The organism is Roseibium alexandrii DFL-11 (genome assembly GCF_000158095.2).
Lineage (GTDB): Bacteria > Pseudomonadota > Alphaproteobacteria > Rhizobiales > Stappiaceae > Roseibium > Roseibium alexandrii.
This window is the reverse complement of sequence record NZ_CM011002.1, coordinates 3,256,546-3,275,065: the sequence shown is the minus strand read 5'-3', so window position 1 is coordinate 3,275,065 and position 18,520 is coordinate 3,256,546. Positions and strand designations below refer to the sequence as shown.

Annotated in this window: 20 protein-coding genes; 15 read left to right on the top strand and 5 right to left on the bottom strand. The window is 55.9% G+C overall.

Annotated features, from left to right (window positions below; translation table 11 throughout):
• Positions 1 to 234 precede the first annotated feature (234 nt).
• The 9 genes from cueR to ptsN all read left to right on the top strand — a co-directional run bounded on the left by cueR (position 235) and on the right by ptsN (position 7,215).
• Entirely contained in the window at positions 235 to 633 is a 399-nt protein-coding gene (gene cueR / locus SADFL11_RS15090; RefSeq protein WP_008190552.1) for a Cu(I)-responsive transcriptional regulator, read from the top strand.
• A 121-nt stretch (positions 634 to 754) separates the two neighbouring features.
• Positions 755 to 1,216 (top strand): c-type cytochrome, encoded by a 462-nt coding sequence (locus tag SADFL11_RS15085; RefSeq protein ID WP_050776030.1) that lies wholly within the window; start codon positions 755 to 757, stop codon positions 1,214 to 1,216.
• A 138-nt stretch (positions 1,217 to 1,354) separates the two neighbouring features.
• Positions 1,355 to 1,975 (top strand): ribonuclease D, encoded by a 621-nt coding sequence (locus SADFL11_RS15080; RefSeq protein ID WP_040452779.1) that lies wholly within the window; start codon positions 1,355 to 1,357, stop codon positions 1,973 to 1,975.
• A gap of 56 nt (positions 1,976 to 2,031) precedes the next feature.
• Positions 2,032 to 2,688 (top strand): LPS export ABC transporter periplasmic protein LptC, encoded by a 657-nt coding sequence (gene lptC / locus SADFL11_RS15075; protein ID WP_209002616.1) that lies wholly within the window; start codon positions 2,032 to 2,034, stop codon positions 2,686 to 2,688.
• The gene (locus SADFL11_RS15070; RefSeq protein ID WP_008195281.1) at positions 2,685 to 3,266 is read left to right on the top strand and encodes an LptA/OstA family protein; all 582 of its coding nucleotides are present in this window, start codon (positions 2,685 to 2,687) and stop codon (positions 3,264 to 3,266) included. The genes lptC and SADFL11_RS15070 overlap by 4 nt, the downstream gene beginning before the upstream one ends.
• Before the next feature lie 95 nt (positions 3,267 to 3,361).
• A complete protein-coding gene (gene lptB, locus SADFL11_RS15065; protein WP_008193657.1) occupies positions 3,362 to 4,144 on the top strand; it encodes an LPS export ABC transporter ATP-binding protein in 783 nt (260 codons plus the stop codon).
• An 82-nt stretch (positions 4,145 to 4,226) separates the two neighbouring features.
• Positions 4,227 to 5,789, top strand: a complete 1,563-nt coding sequence (gene rpoN, locus SADFL11_RS15060; RefSeq protein ID WP_040451387.1) for an RNA polymerase factor sigma-54 — start codon at positions 4,227 to 4,229, stop codon at positions 5,787 to 5,789.
• 302 nt (positions 5,790 to 6,091) lie between these two features.
• Positions 6,092 to 6,679: a ribosome hibernation-promoting factor, HPF/YfiA family gene (gene hpf, locus SADFL11_RS15055; RefSeq protein ID WP_040451389.1), complete on the top strand. Its 588-nt coding sequence runs from the start codon at positions 6,092 to 6,094 to the stop codon at positions 6,677 to 6,679.
• A gap of 68 nt (positions 6,680 to 6,747) precedes the next feature.
• Positions 6,748 to 7,215, top strand: a complete 468-nt coding sequence (gene ptsN / locus SADFL11_RS15050; RefSeq protein WP_008189682.1) for a PTS IIA-like nitrogen regulatory protein PtsN — start codon at positions 6,748 to 6,750, stop codon at positions 7,213 to 7,215.
• A gap of 58 nt (positions 7,216 to 7,273) precedes the next feature.
• Here ptsN and mdoH read toward each other — a convergent pair whose 3' ends face one another.
• Positions 7,274 to 9,106, bottom strand: a complete 1,833-nt coding sequence (mdoH, locus tag SADFL11_RS15045) for a glucans biosynthesis glucosyltransferase MdoH (protein WP_050776031.1) — start codon at positions 9,104 to 9,106, stop codon at positions 7,274 to 7,276.
• A gap of 97 nt (positions 9,107 to 9,203) precedes the next feature.
• Between mdoH and SADFL11_RS15040 the strand changes: the two genes are divergently transcribed.
• From SADFL11_RS15040 to SADFL11_RS15025, 4 genes are read left to right on the top strand one after another with little or no spacing between them, the layout of a single operon-like run.
• The gene (locus tag SADFL11_RS15040; protein WP_008193265.1) at positions 9,204 to 10,217 is read left to right on the top strand and encodes a zinc-dependent alcohol dehydrogenase; all 1,014 of its coding nucleotides are present in this window, start codon (positions 9,204 to 9,206) and stop codon (positions 10,215 to 10,217) included.
• Between the two features lie 41 nt (positions 10,218 to 10,258).
• Positions 10,259 to 10,657 (top strand): 6-pyruvoyl trahydropterin synthase family protein, encoded by a 399-nt coding sequence (locus SADFL11_RS15035; RefSeq protein ID WP_008192075.1) that lies wholly within the window; start codon positions 10,259 to 10,261, stop codon positions 10,655 to 10,657.
• Position 10,658: 1 nt separating this feature from the next.
• Entirely contained in the window at positions 10,659 to 11,717 is a 1,059-nt protein-coding gene (locus SADFL11_RS15030) for a glycosyltransferase family 4 protein (protein WP_008192926.1), read from the top strand.
• Complete coding sequence (locus SADFL11_RS15025) at positions 11,714 to 12,508, top strand: class I SAM-dependent methyltransferase (protein ID WP_050776032.1); 795 nt, start codon at positions 11,714 to 11,716, stop codon at positions 12,506 to 12,508. The genes SADFL11_RS15030 and SADFL11_RS15025 overlap by 4 nt, the downstream gene beginning before the upstream one ends.
• Positions 12,509 to 12,523: 15 nt before the next feature.
• Here SADFL11_RS15025 and SADFL11_RS15020 read toward each other — a convergent pair whose 3' ends face one another.
• The 3 genes from SADFL11_RS15020 to SADFL11_RS15010 form a co-directional block, all read right to left on the bottom strand.
• Complete coding sequence (locus SADFL11_RS15020; protein ID WP_167578992.1) at positions 12,524 to 13,582, bottom strand: glycoside hydrolase family 5 protein; 1,059 nt, start codon at positions 13,580 to 13,582, stop codon at positions 12,524 to 12,526.
• A 144-nt stretch (positions 13,583 to 13,726) separates the two neighbouring features.
• On the bottom strand, positions 13,727 to 14,482 hold the full coding sequence (locus SADFL11_RS15015; RefSeq protein ID WP_040452786.1) for a cobalt-precorrin-6A reductase: 756 nt from the start codon (positions 14,480 to 14,482) through the stop codon (positions 13,727 to 13,729).
• Positions 14,472 to 15,566 carry a cobalt-precorrin-5B (C(1))-methyltransferase gene (locus SADFL11_RS15010; protein ID WP_008195710.1) on the bottom strand — a complete coding sequence of 365 codons (1,095 nt, stop codon included), beginning with the start codon at positions 15,564 to 15,566 and terminating at the stop codon, positions 14,472 to 14,474. Before SADFL11_RS15010 ends, SADFL11_RS15015 begins: the two co-directional genes overlap by 11 nt.
• 120 nt (positions 15,567 to 15,686) lie before the next feature.
• Between SADFL11_RS15010 and cobA the strand changes: the two genes are divergently transcribed.
• Both cobA and SADFL11_RS15000 read left to right on the top strand, forming a co-directional pair.
• Entirely contained in the window at positions 15,687 to 16,553 is an 867-nt protein-coding gene (gene cobA, locus SADFL11_RS15005; protein ID WP_008189025.1) for a uroporphyrinogen-III C-methyltransferase, read from the top strand.
• Positions 16,543 to 17,880 carry a cobyrinic acid a,c-diamide synthase CobB gene (locus tag SADFL11_RS15000; protein ID WP_008193514.1) on the top strand — a complete coding sequence of 446 codons (1,338 nt, stop codon included), beginning with the start codon at positions 16,543 to 16,545 and terminating at the stop codon, positions 17,878 to 17,880. Before cobA ends, SADFL11_RS15000 begins: the two co-directional genes overlap by 11 nt.
• Here SADFL11_RS15000 and SADFL11_RS14995 read toward each other — a convergent pair.
• Positions 17,853 to 18,482: a class I SAM-dependent DNA methyltransferase gene (locus SADFL11_RS14995; RefSeq protein WP_008196587.1), complete on the bottom strand. Its 630-nt coding sequence runs from the start codon at positions 18,480 to 18,482 to the stop codon at positions 17,853 to 17,855. The genes SADFL11_RS15000 and SADFL11_RS14995 overlap by 28 nt on opposite strands.
• Positions 18,483 to 18,520: the final 38 nt, after the last annotated feature.

Sequence of the window (18,520 nt, the reverse complement as noted above, 5' to 3'; positions counted from 1 at the left end):
TTTCAAAGCACCCTCGATCAGCCGAGCGGAGTGCTTGACCTTCCCGTGGCTGGAGGGTTTAAAAATAGAAAGTGAAGTTGCATTTAAGGGCTAACGTAGCAAGTCAATGACGCCGGTCCCAACGCAGCTGTTGGCGTTTCAAAAACCGGCCGGAAACACTATGAGGCTCTGGCCAACACTCGAGGTCGCCAGAAGGTTTGCGTCATAAATGGTATAAGTTGTGAGGGTGCATTCATGAACATTGGTGATGCTGCAAAACAGTGCGGGCTGCCCACGAAAACGATCCGATACTACGAAGACATCAAGTTGGTCGCACCAATGCGCTCTGAAAATGGCTACCGGGATTACTCGGAGACGGATGTCCAGCGTTTGGCGTTTATACAGCGATCGCGAGGTCTCGGCTTCACCATTGATCAATGCCGTGAGCTCTTGTCACTTTATGATGATCGCAATCGGGCGAGCGCAGATGTCAAAGCAATCGCACGCCTGAAGATCGACGAAATTGATGCCAAGATCAACGAACTCAAATCCTTAAAGAAAACCCTGAAATCCCTGGTGGCGAGTTGCCAGGGTGATGATCGTCCGGACTGTCCGATCATTGATGACTTGGCGGGTGCAACTTCGACCGGTTAAACAGAAACCGATAGCAATAGTTGCAAGGTGGCAGCAGTCTTTGGTGGGTATCATGTCAATTCCACCGACGAAACACCGCCCTTTAGCGAGCTGATAGAGTTAGAAAGTGGAGGGCTCATCAATGACTGTCAGAAAGACTGCAGGCATTTCCGCGGTGATGTTGGCCGTAAGTGTTGTACTGGCATTTGCGCATGGGGGCGCGACGGGAATTGTCAAAGAGCGGATGGAGGCCATGGAGGAGATCAGCGCCAGCATGAAACAAATTGGGCAGATGCTTCGGGGTCAGAAGCCCTTTGATGCATCGGAAATCGTTGGTGCTGCAGGGATAATCGCGGGCCACAGCGGTGACAATCTGACACGGCAATTCCCGTCGGAAAGCCTGATGCCGCCAACTGAAGCGAGCCCGCTCATTTGGGAGAAATGGGAACAGTTCTCAGGCACTGCAAATGATATGGAAACCGCGGCGATGAGCGTTGCGGATGCAGTTCAAGGGGGTGCGGACCGTGACCAGATAGCAACCGCGTTTGGTCGTCTCGCCCAAACCTGCAAGACTTGCCACGAGACGTTTCGCGTCAAGAAATAACACAACAGTTTTCGGTCGACGTATCATCCTGCCACTTGCGCCCGTTCGCGGCATGTTTTACGTGACGGGAAGTGATGGCATGCGCGTATGATTTGTGCGCGTATTCGGTCCGAGAAAACTCCAGAAGGAAATGGCGTTATGACAATCCGCTACCACAAAGGCGACTTGCCGGACTTGAGTGCCTATGAGACGGCATCCGCCGTGGCAGTAGATTCAGAAACGCTTGGATTGAACCCCCACCGGGACCGTTTGTGTGTTGTGCAGCTCTCACCCGGCGACGGGTCTGCCGATGTGGTGCAGATTGCTCGCGGGCAAACGGAAGCGCCCAATTTGGCGGCACTGTTTACCGATGCGGCCAAACCGAAGATTTTCCACTTCGCGCGGTTTGACGTGGCTGTTCTTCGTCACTATCTGGGGATTCATGTAACTCCGGTCTGGTGTACCAAAATCGCTTCGAAACTGGTGCGCACTTACACAGACCGTCATGGATTGAAAGATATCACCCGCGAGCTTTTAGGGGTTGAATTGTCGAAGCAGCAGCAGAGCTCAGACTGGGCTGCTGAAACACTATCGGATGCGCAATTGGCCTATGCAGCATCAGACGTATTGCATCTGCATGATCTGAAGGCGAAGCTTGAGATGATGCTTGAGCGCGAGGAGCGTACGAATATTGCTGAGGCCTGCTTTAGCTTCTTGCCGGTTCGTGCGGAACTCGATCTGAAGGGCTGGGAAGAAAACGACATTTTTGCTCATTCCTGAGGAGCCTTCGCCGCCGGAAAGCTGCGTTACTGAGTTCGGGAGTGCTGGAGTTGCCTTTGAGCGCAGTAAACCAACAGTTCGGCGGGCTAAGACCACGCGACATGGAGAGCCGGGTCCAGAGATCCGCACGGCGGCACAGCACTCTTGTGCGCGTTCTGCGCTTTCTGTTTCCCGCAATAGGGCTGCTCATCTTGGCCGGCATGATCGGCGCTGTGGTGTTGTTCAATGTTCTCGGGTCGTTCGGCGCTGCCAATCTCGTTTTGACCAGCGACGGGATCGTGATGGATCACCCAAAACTGTCCGGCAATGATGGCGAGCGCTCCTATCAAGTGACAGCACGCAAGGCGATCCAGCGCCTTACCGATCCGAGGATCATCGATTTGGAGGAAATTCGCGCCGATATCGTGCTTGCACCGGACGAGGGCGCGCGGATAATTTCCCTTAAAGGCATATATAATAACGCTGCGGAAACCTTGCGCCTATATGAGGGGGTGCAGCTGAACTGGAGCGAAGGGTATACAGTGGATGTTGAGACGGTCGACGTTGACCTTAAAACAGGCGCGATATCGTCCGACGATCCTATTACCATTGGTTCCGGCGAGGCTCAGTTGACCGCCGGCAAAATCGATTACGACAAAGACAAGCAAATCGTTTGGTTTAAAGAGGGCGTCAAGCTGATCCTTTACCCGGCGACCGAGGACGAAAACCAATGATGAAACCGGTCTTTAAACGCGGCTTGGTCGCTTTTTCAGCGTTGATGCTGGCAATTGCGCCTCTTTCCGCGCAAACTTTTTCGGATTCTTTCGCCGGATTTGGGTCAAGCGACGGTCAGCCAATCGAGATCGAGTCAAACGAACTCAAGGTTGAAGACCAGACCAAAGTCGCGACTTTTATCGGCGATGTCGTGGTGATCCAGGGAGACACCCGTCTTGAAACGTCGCAGCTGAAGGTTTTCTACGACGGCGATGGTCAGAGTTCTGAGGGCGCGGACACAAGCAATGGCGCTGTTCCAGCCCAGCAGGAAATTTCGCGGCTCGAGGCGAGTGGTGGCGTTCATATCTCCTCTGAAGATCAGACGGCAACAGGAGACGAAGCAAACTTCGATATGAAAACCGAAGTCATGGTTATGACGGGCAAGGAAGTCGTCTTGAAACAAGGCGGCAATGTTGTCGTTGGCAATCGTTTGACGGTAAACCTGAAGACCGGTCAGGCCAATTTGAACGCCCCCGCTGACGATGGGCGTGTAAGGGTGCGTATCCTTCCCAATTCAGCGCCCAGCACGCAGCAGTAGTGCCGGATGTCACCGGTAACATTTGTCGTATCTAATGACTTCAACAGCACCCGATTGCGGTGCAAACGGATAGACCATCAGTGAACCGGCCTCCTATGGACAATTACGAATTTGAACATGGCCTTACTGGTGCCGTGGCACCAGCTGAAGATCTGTCCAACGCACTCGTGGTTGACGGTATTGGCAAAACCTATGGCCGCCGTCAGGTGGTAAAGAATGTTGGCTTGATGGTTCGCCCTGGGGAAGCGGTTGGTCTGCTCGGCCCGAATGGTGCCGGCAAGACAACGACCTTTTATATGATCACGGGCTTGATCCGGCCCGACCAGGGCAAGATCTATCTTGAAGGCTTCGACATTACCCGTATGCCGATGTACCGCCGGGCCCGGCTTGGGATTGGGTATCTGCCCCAGGAAGCCTCTATCTTCCGTGGATTGACGGTGGAAGAAAACATTCGTGCGGTCCTTGAGGTGATCGAGCCGAACCGGAAACAGCGCAAGGAAGACCTGGATTCCCTACTGGCGGAATTCGGTCTGACCCACTTGCGCAAATCTCCAAGTATAGCACTTTCTGGTGGTGAGCGCCGACGTGTGGAAATTGCCCGCGCTCTGGCAAGCCGTCCATCATTCATGCTGCTCGATGAACCGTTTGCGGGGATCGATCCAATCGCTGTCGGTGACATTCAGCAGCTTGTACGTCACCTCACAAAGCGCGGTATCGGGGTCTTGATTACGGATCACAATGTCCGGGAGACGCTCGGTCTGATCGACCGCGCCTATATTATTGCTGCCGGAGAAGTTCTGACCGAAGGGCTTCCGCGGGACATTGTGTCAAATCCAGATGTCCGTCGACTTTATCTTGGTGAGCAGTTTACCCTTTGATGACAACGGGCGTGCAAGTTTGTATCTTGTGATCATAAGCAAGAAGCAGACCAACCGAACCTGACGAGCGCCCGGGACATCAATGGCAATATCAACCAAATTGGAGATGCGGCAGAGCCAGTCTCTTGTCATGACGCCGCAGTTGATGCAGGCGATCAAGTTGCTGCAGATGTCCAATCTTGATCTGGTTGCCTATGTCGAGGCTGAGCTGGAACGCAATCCGCTTCTGGAAAAAGGGGAGGCCGATGCAGTTTACAACGCTCCCAGCGACGCCAATACCCAGTCCGAAGCACCCGGTGATGCCCGCTCGGAACGGTCAGAAAAACCTCCGGGCGGCGATAGCGAACCTGGCAGCGGCGACTGGATGCAGAGCGATTTGGAAACCGGTGCGGAGGCTATCGCCTCGCGGATGGACACAGATCTCAGCAACGTATATCCGGATGAGCCTGGCGTGCCGGCCTCTCCGGATCCGGCTCAGCTGAAGGGTGGTGACAGCTACAAGAATGCCGGATCAAGCGCAGCCTCAGAAGACTATAATCTTGAAGCGTTTGTCGCCGAAGAGGGGTCTCTGACCACCTCCTTGGAGGAGCAGATGAACCTCGCTATATCCGATGACGTGGACAAGTTGATTGCCGGACACCTGATCAACTCATTGGATGAAAACGGATATCTCTATATCGATTTGATTGAAGCCGCCGAGCAACTCGGTGTTGAGCCGGAACGGGTTGAGAGTGTTCTGAGTATCTTGCAAACGTTCGAGCCGGCCGGCGTTTTTGCCCGAAACCTGGCTGAGTGTCTCAAGCTCCAGTTGATTGAGAAGAACCGGTACGACCCGGCGATGGAAGCTTTGATCGCCAATATCGAGTTGCTTGCCAAACGCGAGCTGGCAGCACTGAAGAAAATATGCGGCGTGGACGAGGAAGACCTGAAGGACATGATCCACGAGATCAGAGCCCTTGATCCAAAACCCGGCTCTGTATTTGGCGGTGCTTTGGTCCAGCCAATGGTGCCGGATGTTTTCGTCCGCCCGGCCAACGATGGCACTTGGGCGGTTGAACTTAACTCCGACACGCTTCCGAAGGTTCTTGTCAATCAGACATATTTTGCGCGTGTTGTGAAAACTGCCCGCAATGAAACCGAGAAAGAATACCTGACTGAGTCGCTACAGACGGCGAATTGGCTCGCGAAAAGCCTAGACCAGCGGGCCAAGACAATTCTAAAGGTCGCCACCGAGATCGTGCGTCAACAGGATGGTTTCCTGACTTACGGAATTGCGCACCTCCGCCCGCTAAATCTGAAAACGATTGCTGAAGCGATCGAAATGCATGAGTCGACGGTCAGCCGGGTGACGTCCAACAAATACATGGCGACACCGCGTGGCATTTTTGAACTTAAGTACTTTTTCTCCTCGGCAATCTCCGCGACAGTCGGCGGCGACGCGCATTCGGCCGAATCTGTGCGCCACAAGATTAAACAGATGATAGACGCGGAAGATCCGAAGGCGATTCTCTCCGATGACACCATCGTGAAAGTCCTCAAAGACGAGGGCGTGGATATTGCGCGCCGCACGGTCGCAAAATATCGCGAGGCCATGAAAATCGGCTCTTCCGTTCAACGGCGGCGGGAAAAAAACGCAAAGATGTGACCGTCCGAGGGATCAGCCGAACTCCTTCTGGTTTTGTCAGCCTGAACTGTAAGAAACGTCAGTTTCTTTTGCATTTCTCGCAATATTACCCCGTTTTCTTTATTGGTTTTGTCGGATTCTTTCCCATTTCATGAGACGATTGACTCTCATGCAGGCGCCGATTATAGGACCGCCCTTGTGACTATGAGGGGGATGGCACTTTAGCGCTGACTGGTCCATTGTGTAGGCGTGAAACGTTTCTCGTTTCCGCACCGGCGGTTCCGCCGGTGACCTGTCGGTCAATAGAAAAAGAAGAGGTCCCCATGGCTTTGCGGATTTCGGGTAAAAATGTTGATGTTGGTGACGCAATGCGTGTCCATATCACAGACCGAATCGAAGACGCCCTTTCGAAATACTTCACGGGCGGTTTCACTGGCCACGTCACGCTGAGTAGGGAGGGCACGGGTTTTAAATCCGAGTGCACCGTGCATCTGGACACTGGAATTGTGCTGCAAGTGTCAGCTCAGGATCAGGATCCAAGAAACAGCTTTGATCAAGCTGCTGACAAGATCGAAAAACGATTACGCCGTTACAAGCGTAAACTGAAGGATCATCACAGTCACAACGGCAATGGCCGCGAGGCGTTCGAAGCAGCGTCCTACGTGTTGGCCTCGCCGGAGGAAGACGAGGAAGTCCCGGCAGATTTCAATCCGCTGGTAATTGCAGAGACATCTGCAAAAGTGAAAACGATGACCGTGGGCATGGCCGTTATGGAGCTTGATCTAACGGAAGCGCCGGTTGTCATGTTCAAAAATGCGGCAAATGGTGGTGTCAACGTTGTCTACCGCAGGGCGGATGGCAATATAGGGTGGATAGACCCTGCACTGGTGGCAAACGCCGCCGCAGAATAACACTGTTGCGCTAGGGTCCGGCTTCCTTGTAAGCGGGAAGCCGGCGCCCGAAACGGATAGGCGAAGGAATGGATCTTAGTGATCTTCTGAGCAAAGACGCGGTAATCTCCAAGCTTAAAGCCAAGAGCAAAAAGCAGGCGATCCAGGAGTTGGCGGCCAAGGCGGCTGAACTGACCGGTCTTTCTGAGCGGGAAGTCTTTGATACGTTGCTGCAGCGTGAGCGGCTTGGCTCCACCGGCGTCGGGCAAGGTATCGCAATTCCACACGGCAAACTTATCCGTCTAGATCGCCTTGTCGGAGTATTCGCGCGTCTGGACAAACCTGTTGATTTTGATTCACTTGACGAAGAACCGGTGGATCTTGTGTTCCTGCTGCTGGCGCCTGAAGGGGCTGGAGCTGACCACCTAAAGGCCCTTGCCCGCATTGCGAGGCAATTGCGCGATGCAACGGTCACTGAAGGGATCCGGTCTGCAGCCGAAGCTGAAAACATCTACGAACTTCTCACCCAGCCAATAGCATCGTCCAACGCTGCCTGATCGGCCATGCGTGGTCGCACTGAGAAACTGCGACCTCAGAGCGGCCGTGTGTGTTTGATCAGCGGGCTTCCGCCGTTTCAGGTTCTGCTGCAGCTGTTTGCAAGTCCTGCGGCTGAAATTCGGCCCCTTTGCCCTTTTGCAAAGCCGGCAGATGAAGCTGCAACAATTCCGCAGGAGGCGTGGTCTCCTCCGGGATCCGCCAGAGTGTGGACCGTATTGCCAGGGTGCCTAGCGTTTTTGTCGACGTCATCACAGCAAGCATCGTTGCAAGCAGAGGCCCCACTGCGACAGGGATAACCGGCCAAACCAGGCCGATTGGCTGCTGAACGATCCAGGCAAGGCCAGCTGCCCCGAAAAGGGTCTGCGGCCAGAGTTTGGAAGCGACAAGCATAACAGGTAAGCGGGCAACACCCCGCGCTTGCGCACCCCAACCAATAGACTTTCCGAAAGCAAGACCAGCCATGAAAACGGTGTGAGCAACCGCCATGATTGGCGCAAGCATGGCCGCATAGACGATCTCAGCCATCACGCTGAGCAGAATCCGAATAGGCCCGCCAAACGCTTTTCGAAGATCCGCGCGTGCAATGATGTCCGCGACAGTCGCCAGCTTCGGAGCGAAAACCATCGTCAGCACAGAGAAAAACAAAACTGCGCCGGTGTCCGCCCGGTAAGGGGCGTAATCCGTGGTCATTCCAAGGGTTGCGGCGCCAACCATAAATCCGATCCATGCGGGTGAGCCGAGAAACATCAGGATGGCGAGCACCAATTGAGCCCGGCTAACGGGCTTGAGGCCCTTGAGACCGAGCAGTTTGCGGTATTGCAGATTGCCCTGGCACCAGCGAAGATCACGTCGGATGAACTCCAAGAGATGCGGTGGGTTGGCTTCATAACTCCCACTTTCTTGCGGCAGGACACGGACTTCATATCCGGCGCGGCGCATCAGAACAGCCTCAACCTGGTCGTGCGATAGAACAGGACCGCTCAACGGGCCTGTTCCGGGCAGAATTGGCAGCTTGCAGTGCTCCTTGAACGGCTTTAGCCGCAAGATGGCATTGTGCCCCCAATAGGGCCCGCAATCTCCCTGCCACCACGCGCTGCCGATCGTGTAGGAGCGCATTCCGAGACGCATCCCAAACTGGAAAACCCGTGCAAAGGCGCTGTCTGTCGGCAACCCAACCACGAGGCTTTGAAGGATGCCGATCTGCGGATTGGCTTCCATGCGCCGTACCAGATCGATTATGGCTGAGGCAGACATGTAGCTGTCCGCATCCAGGACGATCGCAAACTCGTGGCGATCTCCCCAACGTTCGCAAAAATCTTCGATGTTGCCGGCTTTGAACGCGGTGTTTACGGCCCGGCGACGATAAACGACATCCATTTGCCCAGAAAACCGTGCAGACAGCCGGGCCGCCATTTGCTGTTCTTGCTGCGCTGTGTCGTCCCGGGACGTATCGCTTAAAACATAGAGCGTGAAGTTATGGCCGGAGCCTGCACGGATCAGATTGCTGGCCATCGCGGTGAGATTGGTCTCCAGCGCGTCGACGTCCTCATCCTTGATACAGGAGAGAAGCGCTGTGGAACTGGAGATCGATTGAGACGCGTCTCCGGCGCCAATCGGGCATACGGCTGCGACAGGGTCCTTGGAAAAACGCATGACCAGCAGACCGATCACAGCGTTCCAAAAGCCAATAATGGTCCACGGAAGTGTGACCATGAAACAGGCAAGGATGAAGAAGTCCAAGGGCGTGTGACCGCCGGGAGATAATGTCACGAACATTAACGCCGACAAGGCAACGAAACTTGCCGCCAACAGGAAGGCGAACAGAACCCTGCGACCGGTCATGGACGTTTTGGTCAATGCCGGGTTAGTTTTATCAAAGACTTGCAACATTTTTCGGACTTTCAATCCTTGCAAACATGGCATGAATGGGCGTAGCGATAATTGGGTGTGGTGGCAAAAGCGTGTCAGGGTTCGGAGAAATTGCAGAATGCCAACTTCCTCTAAAGAAGCTGATCGCCATGAAGCTCATGCCATTTGGTATGTCGGCGGCGGCGAGTGCGCGGTGAAGCCGGCTATGCTCTCGCATCCGCAGCCGGGAGAGGTTCTGATCAAGGCCTTGAACAGTGCGATCAGCCGGGGAACTGAAGGGCTTGTGCTTCGCGATGCGGTTCCGGAAACAGAATGGCATCGCTTGCGTGCGCCTTTTCAGGAGGGACAGTTTCCCTTTCCGGTCAAGTACGGCTACGCCAGCGTTGGAACCGTTATCGACGGAGACGCTGAACTTGCAGGTAAGCTCGTCTTTTCGCTCTTTCCGCATCAAGATCTCTACACTCTCCCGTCGGATGCCTGTGTCCCTGTGCCTGTTTCCATTCCGGCCAAGCGGGCGACGCTTGCGGCCAATTTAGAAACCGCTCTCAATGCTTTATGGGATGGAAAACCATCACCTGGGGATCACATCTGCGTGGTCGGCGGCGGTGTCGTCGGACTACTGACAGCTTACGTGTGCAACCGTATCCCCGGATCAACTGTGACTTTGGTGGATATCAATCCGGCCCGCACTGAGATCGCATCCGCCCTTGGATTTCGTTTCAGCCTTCCAGGGGATGCGCCGCGAGACCAAGACCTTGTATTCCACACAAGTGCGAGCGCAGCCGGGCTGACAACGGCGCTTTCCAGCGCTGGTGATGGCGCCTCGGTCATAGAAATGAGTTGGTACGGCGATCAGACCGTCGGGGTGCCGCTCGGAGCGGATTTTCATAGCCGCCGGATCAAATTGATCTCAAGCCAAGTGGGCACAATTCCGGCTGAACGGCAGGCGCGCTGGACTTACCGGCGGCGATTGGAATTGGCGCTTTCCCTACTGGATGATCCACGTCTGGATCTTCTGATCAGCCACAAGATTCCATTTGAAGACGCCGCGGTGCGCGTTCCCGAAATATTGAACAAGGCATCAGATGTCTTGGCTGCGGTCATCGTTTATGACCAAGCCGACGAGGCGTGATGCCAGCTTGGCAGAAAACCCAGGAACTTAGGAAGACAAATATGTTTGCTGTAGAAGTTCGCGATCACGTGATGATTGCCCACTCCTTTAAAGGGGAGCTGTTTGGTCCGGCACAGGCGCTGCACGGCGCGACATTTGTTATAGATGCGTCTTTTTTGTCCGAAGATCTGGATGAAAACGGGGTTGTGATCGATATCGGCCGGGCGCATGAAGCGCTCAAGGAAGTGCTGGCACCGCTCAACTACAAGAACCTTGATGAGGTGCCCGAGTTTGCCGGGATCAATACGACCACGGAATTCCTGACCAAACACATTCATGGCTATTTGGCCGAGGCAGCGCGGCAGGACCGGCTCGGCCGCAAGGGCGGCGAGCTTGCGGCCATACGGGTGACGATCTCTGAATCCCATGTTGCCCGCGCGTGGCACGAGGCAAAGATCTGACATGCCGGATAAACGGCTTGTCTTTGCTTATCCCGGTGATCTCGAAACACTGACAGGCGGATATGGGTACGATCGGCGCGTGATCGCGGGTCTTGCTGCCAACAGTTGGGACGTAAGGCTGCTATCGCTTGGACCGGGATTTCCTTTCCCATCACGGAAAACCCTTCAGACCGTCGACGAAGCTCTTTCCGCTCTCCCGGACGATACTGTGGTCATTATCGATGGCTTGGCCTACGGCGTTGTGGATCAGGCCGCCGGAAAGCACGGCAAGAGACTGAGGCTGATCGCCCTTGTTCATCACCCGCTCTGCCGGGAAAACGGCTTGTCCAAGGACGTTGCTGAGCGCCTGCTTGCAAGTGAAGGTGCGGCTCTCAGCCATGCCCGCCACGTGATCGTGACAAGTCCGGCGACGGCCGTTCAAATCGAGGACCTGTTCGGGACCCCAAAGGATACTATTAGCATTGCACTTCCGGGAACAGAGGTTCTAGAGCAGAGGCGCAATGCGTCAGAGGGTGCAATACGGTTGCTATCCATTGGAACTGTGACACAGAGGAAGGGCTACGATCTTCTCTTTGAGTCGCTGGGCCACTTGAAAGAGATGGATTGGCATCTGGATATCGTTGGCGGACTCGAAGCAGATCCAGGTTGTGTCGTAGCTCTGAAGAACCAGTTAGACACTCTTGCGCTCACCGGCCGCATCACGTTCCATGGGGCGGTGCCGCAAGAAAAGCTTAGCGATTATTATTGCTCGGCGGACGTTTTCGTTCTGGCGAGCCGCTATGAGGGGTACGGCATGGCGTATACGGAAGCGCTTGCGCATGGTTTGCCGGTGATCGGCAGTGGCGCCGGAGCAGTCAAAGACACCCTCTCGGTCGGAGGTGCGATCTATTGCGGCGTGGAAGATGTGCAGGCTTTGAACGCTGCCCTTTCCACCCTGATGTCTGATGCCGAGGCCCGGCAACGTCTTGCCGACGCGGCCTGGAATGCCGCTCAATCCCTGCCACGCTGGGAGGACGCTGTTAAAGTCTTTGAGACAGTCATGGAAAAGGTGGCGCAGTGAGCGGATTTTCAGCAACTTGGTTGGCCTTGCGCGAACCTCTGGACCTTGCGGCCCGGAACAGTGATGTCGAAGCTGCGTTTTTTGGGGCCTTGCCGGCTGAGACCGTGAAGGTCTTGGACCTTGCTAGCGGTGCAGGCTCGACCGTTGCTGCTCTGGCAGGTACAAAACCGGACATTCATTGGATCTTGTCCGACTACGATGCCGACCTTCTTTCGTTGGCGGCCAGCCGTGACTACGCGACTAAACCTGCATCGCTTCAAACTCAAGAAATCGATCTTGCGGCAAACCTCAAGGAGCTTCCGTTTCATGAGGTCGATGCGATTACGACATCAGCGTTCCTTGATCTGGTCTCGCAAGAATTCCTGATGCAACTTGTCGAAGCAATCGTCTCGTCCGGAAAACCGTTTTTGGCCAGCCTGACTTATGATGGCCGGACGGGATTTGCACCCGCTGAACCACTCGATCAGGATCTCTGTGATGCGATGAACCGCGACCAGCAGACCGACAAGGGCTTTGGTCCGGCGCTGGGGCCCAAGGCAGCCGAACAGGCAATTGCGCTCTTTAGGGCCAAGGGATACAGGGTTGTCAGCGGTAAGTCTGATTGGATCATTGGCCCGCAGCATGAGGATTTTCTGGCGGAATTCCTGCCCGGCTGGGTTGGCGCTGGCGTCAAACAGGGCGTTGAGAAGTCCAAAGCCGACCGTTGGCTGCAAACCCGCCGCTCGCAGATCTCGGATGGCGCGTTCACCATGACAGTCGGCCATCTGGATTTTGTCGCGCTGCCTGCTTGAGGCCGTCTCGCAAACCTAGTTTGAAGCTGCGCCGCAGATCGCGCGGGACCCATCTGACGCTGTCATAAACCGCTCTAGGACCGTCATCTGCAGAGTGTCGATACTGTCCTGTGGCTGGAGGGACAAGGCGTAGTCCCCCCACCAATCGCCGGCGGCCCAGGCTGTCCAACCGATCCAGACGTCACTCTGGTCATTGATGTAAGCCGCCACTTGCGCAAGGCCGTCGAGGCAATCGTGCGACGCAGTTCCGCCAAACTCGCCAAGATGGGCCTGATATCCGTACTGCCGCATCCATTTTGTGACGGCTTCAAGAGCTTTCAGGGCATCACCGGTTCGCGGACAGGTGGCGTTCCGGCCAGAAAAATCCGCGTCGAGGTACTGGTGAATGTCAAAGGCGAAGTTGTTGGCCGGATCCGCGATCCCCTTGAAAATCTCAGCGTTCGATCCGCCGGGCTGGTCGTCGAACCAGTGAGATGCCCCGGTCCAAATAGTGCCGGGAACAAGAACGAGGTTGTCTGCACCAACGCCCCGAATCGCAAGGATTGCGGCCTGGGCGGCCTTGAACCACGTGGTGGCCGTGACACCTTCTGGCTCATTCATCAGAAGATAGAGGACACGCGGGTCACCGGAAAACTCCGAGCCAAGTTTGCGCCAGAAGTCTGCGAAGGCCTCCACCGTCACGGACCCTTGACCAATTTTCACATCGCGGTATTCGGCAAAATTGTGCGGATCCAGAATGATGGTCAGATCGTGCTGTTTCGCTTTGGCCACCGTCTGCTTGAGGCGGGCAAGCTCGGCCGGATCCAGTGCCGAATGCAGCTTCGACTGGAGACGTTCCCAGCGGAACGGAAGGCGGATTGTGGTCATTTGCCTGGAGGCGGCCCATGTCAGCGTTGCATCTGAAGGATAGATGTAGCTTTCCCCATAGGGCCCTTCATAGCCGCCGAACTCGGCGCCCGCGATATTGACGCCGCGCAGGCAAGTCCGTTCCTGAGCGCCTGTAACCGCAAAAGTGCTGATCAATATCAAGAACGAGAGCGCAGCATTCGCCGCGATGGCACTCAGCGCTTTCATCAAACATCTGCTGATCATGCTGCGGATCGTCGTGATGTTGTATCAGGGCATCGAAATACAACTAAAGCGCGATTATGGGGGCAACTGCAAGAAAAACCTGTCATTCCAAGCTCGCTGGTTCACTTGGGAACCTCGGCAGCGGAATCACGTATTCATTAACCTGTCGGTCCAGTCGAGCACGCCATTGACCGTAGCTGCAGTATCCGTTGACGGCAGTTCAGGCCGGTCCACCATGATAACTGGAAGCTGCATCTGCCGCGCGGCTTCGACTTTTGCATAGGCCCGCGTTCCGCCGCTGTTCTTGGTCACGACGTGGGTGATGCCTTTTTCCTTGAACAACTCGACTTCTTCTTCAGCCGATTGAGGGGGACGAGTGAGCACGAGCGACCAATGATCTGGCAACGGAACGGGAGGCGGTTCGATCATCCGCGCGGTTCCGATGATATCGCCGCGCCGGTAAAACGTGGCGATTTCCTTGCGTCCGACAGCCAGAAAGGCGTGGGCCCCTTCGGGAATTGCATCGGCGGCGTCACCCATGGAGGCAACCGGATGCCAAAGATCATTCGGTGCCTGCTGCCAAGCCGGTCGCTCGAGCCGGAGGATAGCAGTGTTCTCGCGCTCCGTTGCATGGAAGGCATTCCAGCTCATTTGGGCTGCGAACGGATGTGTTGCATCGATGATGAGCGAAACCTTTTCGGTTTGAAGGTGTTGGCAAAGCCCCTCGATGCCGCCAAACCCGCCAATGCGTGTCGGAACGCCAAGATCGGGCAGGTCTTTCACGGTGCCCGCGAAAGACGCTGTCAGGCGAACACTAGAAAACTTTTCCTCGAGTTTTTTTGCAAGCACGCGCGCCTCAAAGGTTCCGGCCAGCAGCAGAATATGCGGTTGATCAGTCGTCAAATCCGCACTCCCCAATGATGTTGCCCTGACGGTCCACGATGAGGACTTCCAAGTCGATAGGCGCATCGCGCAGAACTGTCCGAACCGCTGTCTTTGCGCGCATTGCAAGGGGGGCGCTCAGATTGATACCCTCTGCCGCTGCCATATCAAGAACTTCCTTGGCTGTGTTTGATGTTACAGCGCGGTCGATGAGGCCGGCCGGTGCTCCGGTTTCGGCAAGCAGGTCCTTGAGGAACTCAAAACTGACCGAGCTCCGGGCTGAGTGGAGGTCAAGTGCGCCTTGTGCAAGCTTAGTGAACTTGGCAAAGCCTCCAGCCATAGTAATCTTTGGGACCGGATGGCTGCGCAGGTATTTCAGCAACCCTCCGGCAAAATCCCCCATGTCGAGGTAGGCGCTGTCGTCAAGGTCATGACGGGATTGCACGGCCTTTTCTGACATGGCGCCCGTTGCGCCCACGACATGCTCTAGCCCGGTTGCACGCGCTACATCGATCCCGCGATGGATGGAAGCGATCCAGGCAGCACAGGAAAACGGGCGCACGATCCCGGTGGTTCCAAGAACCGACAACCCGCCAACGATGCCAAGGCGCGGGTTCATCGTTTTCAAAGCCAATTCCTCGCCGCCTGCTATCGAGATCTCAATTTCCACATCCCCTGTGCCGCCGTGGAGGTGGGTCACTTCCCCGATCGCTGATTGCAACATCTGGCGGGGCACAGGATTGATTGCAGGTTCGCCAGGCGGGATCGGTAAGCCGGGCCGGGTAACGGTGCCAACTCCGGCCCCGGCCTTGAACTGGACTCCGCTCCCCTCCGGCAAAAGCCTGACAGTTGAAGTGATTTCGGCGCCATGGGTCACATCCGGATCATCGCCCGCATCTTTCGTAATCGTGGCTGAGCTGCATCCGTCAGCCAATGCGTGACGCGTCAGAACGAAGTCTGTCGTTCGACCTTGCGGCAGGGTTATCTCGACTGGATCCGGAAACGTGCCCGTGAGCAAAGCATGGTAGGCAGCCTTCGCCGCCGCCGTGGCACATGCCCCCGTCGTCCAGCCACGCCGCAATTCTTTGCCGTCAGGTCTGACCATAAGATGTCTATAACCGAGTTTTTCAAAAATGCGCAGATCCGGATATGAAATGTCGCATTCGGAGAGCTTTATACCGGCGAAGGACTTGGCGCCTTTCTATCCCCGCTGTAAACAAGATTCATGCAGTCTGAACAACACATGACATTGCCTGCGCAGTCCCTGCCGGAATTCGAAGCCGGATGGGTCTGGCTGGCCGGAGCGGGGCCCGGGGATCCAGGCCTTTTGACGCTGCACGCCGTCAATGGATTGCGGCAGGCGGATGTGGTTGTTTACGACGCACTTGTGGATCAGAGCATTCTCAGCTGGGCAAGACCCGGAGCTGTGCTCGATTATGCCGGTAAACGCGGAGGCAAGCCGAGCCCGAAACAGCGGGACATCACCCTGAAGCTCATTGACTATGCGCGTGCGGGAAAGCGTGTCTTGCGGCTTAAAGGCGGCGATCCTTTTGTGTTTGGGCGGGGCGGCGAAGAAGCGCTTGGCCTGGTCGAAGCCGGGGTTCATTTTCGGATTATACCGGGCATTACTGCCGGGATTGGCGGGCTGGCCTACGCGGGTATCCCTGCGACCCACCGGGACTGCAATCAGGCTGTGACGTTTCTTACTGGACATGATCAGACCGGGCTGACGCCGGATGCGATCAACTGGGAGGGTATCGCTCAAGGGTCTCCAGTCATCGTGATGTACATGGCAATGAAGCATCTTGAGACGATCGCCGGCAAACTGATTGCCGGTGGACGCTCTGTGGATGAGCCTGTGGGCATCGTGTGCAACGGGTCTTTAGCCGGACAAGAAGTCTTGGAGACAACGCTCGGAAAGTGCGCAGAAGAAGCAAAGCAGGCTGGTCTCAGCCCACCGGCCATTGTCTGTGTCGGTGAAGTTGTCCGTTTGCGCGCCGGACTCGACTGGTTGGGCGCCATGTCTGGGAAGGTTCTGACACACGATCCACTCGGGCTGCGCGAGGCTACCCGACAGGCCGATGCAGGTTAATTCAGACGGACCAAAGGGACTTTTGATCGCAGCGCCATCCTCCGGCGCTGGAAAGACGACCGTCACGCTGGCCTTGCTACGGGCCTTCAAGAACGCGGGTCTCTCTGTTGTTTCGGCAAAGTCCGGACCCGATTACATCGATCCGAAGTTCCATGAAGCTGCAAGTGGCACACCCTGTATCAACCTTGATGCCTGGGCAATGGACGGAGGAACTTTACGAACGCTGGCCGGTTCCCACGCTGCTGGACACGATCTTCTGATCGCCGAAGGAGCTATGGGCCTGTTCGACGGTGCTGCAAACGGGAGAGGGTCTGCCGCAGATCTGGCAAGGTCTCTCCAGCTTCCTGTAATCCTTGTGGTCGATTGTGCGAAACAGGCGCAGTCGGTGGCCGCTCTCGTCAGTGGCTTCAAACACTTCCGGTCCGATGTGCAGGTGACCGGTGTCATTCTTAATCGCGTCGGCAGTGCGCGGCATGAAGTAATGCTGCGCGCAGCCTTGACCAGCCTTGAGATTGATGTCCTTGGCGCCATCCCGCGCAAGGACGACTTGATCCTTCCGGAGCGCCATCTCGGCCTCGTCCAGGCGCATGAGCATCCCGATCTGGATGTATTTTTGGACGCAGCGGCGCGCATCTGTGAAGACCATCTGGATTTCGCCGCCGTAAAGACCTTGGCGCATAAAATTGCAACGCCTGCGGCTGAAGCTCGCAATCTGCCATTGCCATTTGGGCAAAGGATTGCGGTCGCAAATGATGTTGCCTTTGCCTTTTCCTATGTGCATCTGCTGGAATACTGGCGGCGCATGGGGGCTGAGATTTCGTTTTTCTCGCCGCTTGCCAACGAAGCGCCGGACTCTGATGCCGATGCAATCTATCTGCCGGGCGGATATCCCGAACTCCATGCCGGCAAACTCACAGAGGCGCAGACGTTCCTTTCCGGGGTACAAGCAGTAGCTGAAAACGGTGCGCTGATCTATGGCGAATGCGGCGGCTACATGATCCTCGGTGACGGGCTGGTTGACGCTGATGGTTGCCGGCACAAGATGCTTGGGCTCTTGCCGCTGGAAACATCGTTCCAAACCCGCAAACGGCATCTCGGCTATCGGAAGGTCACCTCAAAAACCGGTGCGCCATGGCCAGGGGAGCTCGCGGCTCACGAGTTTCATTATGCCAGTGTTGTGAGTGAGGGCGCCGTCGACCGGCTATTTTCGGCAAGTGATACTTCCGGGAACGGCTTGCCCGATATGGGCTTGCGTGTCGAAAACGTTATGGGGTCGTTTGCCCATGTAATTTCACGTTATCAGGCGGCTTCCAGCACGCAGAGCTGACAGAAAACGTCTTCCTTTGTGTGATACGGGCTGAGTTGGATCCCGACAATCCGCACCACGCCATCAGTCTCCAGCTGCTCGATTTTTGAGACAAAACCCTCCGCATCCCATGTGGTGTCCCGCACCGTAAAGACGATTGGAGCGCCGGGCTTGGCAATCCTGATTAGTGCATCGAGACCGTCTGGTCCGACATGACCGCTTGTAAAGACGCCCGCGCTGACAATGCCATCATAACTGTCATCGTCGATCTCATGCATCGGGCCGCACATGTCGGCTTCATTCAGTTTCCGATAAGCGCCGCTTTTTCGCGATGCAGCCAGCATTTCCGGTGTGAGATCTATCCCGTCGATGGTCAGCTCGTAATCCAGCTTTAGAAGCTCCAGTCCAACGAGTCCGGTGCCGCAACCTGCATCCAGTACCAATTTCCCGTCACCGAGGTGCCGGATCAAAGCCTCGGCAGCGACTTGCGGAGCGACATACCCGATCGCAAGCAGGAGATCCGTGTTGTAGGTCTGCACCCAGTTGGCATAGAACTCCCGGATCGCAAGAGGATCGCCGTTCAGCGACAGCGCATGTTCCAAAAGCGGATTTCGTTCAGCCACGCGGCGTCTCCCGTCAGATGTTCTTCAAGAAACCTACG

Excerpts from the sequence above, each read along its gene's own strand:
- SADFL11_RS15020 (WP_167578992.1), bottom strand. The coding sequence starts at position 13,582 with ATGAAAGCGCTGAGTGCCATCGCGGCGAATGCTGCGCTCTCGTTCTTG.
- mdoH (WP_050776031.1), bottom strand. The coding sequence starts at position 9,106 with ATGTTGCAAGTCTTTGATAAAACTAACCCGGCATTGACCAAAACGTCC.
- SADFL11_RS15040 (WP_008193265.1), top strand. The coding sequence starts at position 9,204 with ATGCCAACTTCCTCTAAAGAAGCTGATCGCCATGAAGCTCATGCCATT.
- SADFL11_RS15035 (WP_008192075.1), top strand. The coding sequence starts at position 10,259 with ATGTTTGCTGTAGAAGTTCGCGATCACGTGATGATTGCCCACTCCTTT.
- ptsN (WP_008189682.1), top strand. The coding sequence starts at position 6,748 with ATGGATCTTAGTGATCTTCTGAGCAAAGACGCGGTAATCTCCAAGCTT.
- SADFL11_RS15070 (WP_008195281.1), top strand. The coding sequence starts at position 2,685 with ATGATGAAACCGGTCTTTAAACGCGGCTTGGTCGCTTTTTCAGCGTTG.
- cobA (WP_008189025.1), top strand. The coding sequence starts at position 15,687 with ATGCAGTCTGAACAACACATGACATTGCCTGCGCAGTCCCTGCCGGAA.
- hpf (WP_040451389.1), top strand. The coding sequence starts at position 6,092 with ATGGCTTTGCGGATTTCGGGTAAAAATGTTGATGTTGGTGACGCAATG.
- lptB (WP_008193657.1), top strand. The coding sequence starts at position 3,362 with ATGGACAATTACGAATTTGAACATGGCCTTACTGGTGCCGTGGCACCA.
- SADFL11_RS15010 (WP_008195710.1), bottom strand. The coding sequence starts at position 15,566 with ATGGTCAGACCTGACGGCAAAGAATTGCGGCGTGGCTGGACGACGGGG.
- SADFL11_RS15085 (WP_050776030.1), top strand. The coding sequence starts at position 755 with ATGACTGTCAGAAAGACTGCAGGCATTTCCGCGGTGATGTTGGCCGTA.
- SADFL11_RS15080 (WP_040452779.1), top strand. The coding sequence starts at position 1,355 with ATGACAATCCGCTACCACAAAGGCGACTTGCCGGACTTGAGTGCCTAT.
- SADFL11_RS15000 (WP_008193514.1), top strand. The coding sequence starts at position 16,543 with ATGCAGGTTAATTCAGACGGACCAAAGGGACTTTTGATCGCAGCGCCA.
- cueR (WP_008190552.1), top strand. The coding sequence starts at position 235 with ATGAACATTGGTGATGCTGCAAAACAGTGCGGGCTGCCCACGAAAACG.
- SADFL11_RS15030 (WP_008192926.1), top strand. The coding sequence starts at position 10,659 with ATGCCGGATAAACGGCTTGTCTTTGCTTATCCCGGTGATCTCGAAACA.
- rpoN (WP_040451387.1), top strand. The coding sequence starts at position 4,227 with ATGGCAATATCAACCAAATTGGAGATGCGGCAGAGCCAGTCTCTTGTC.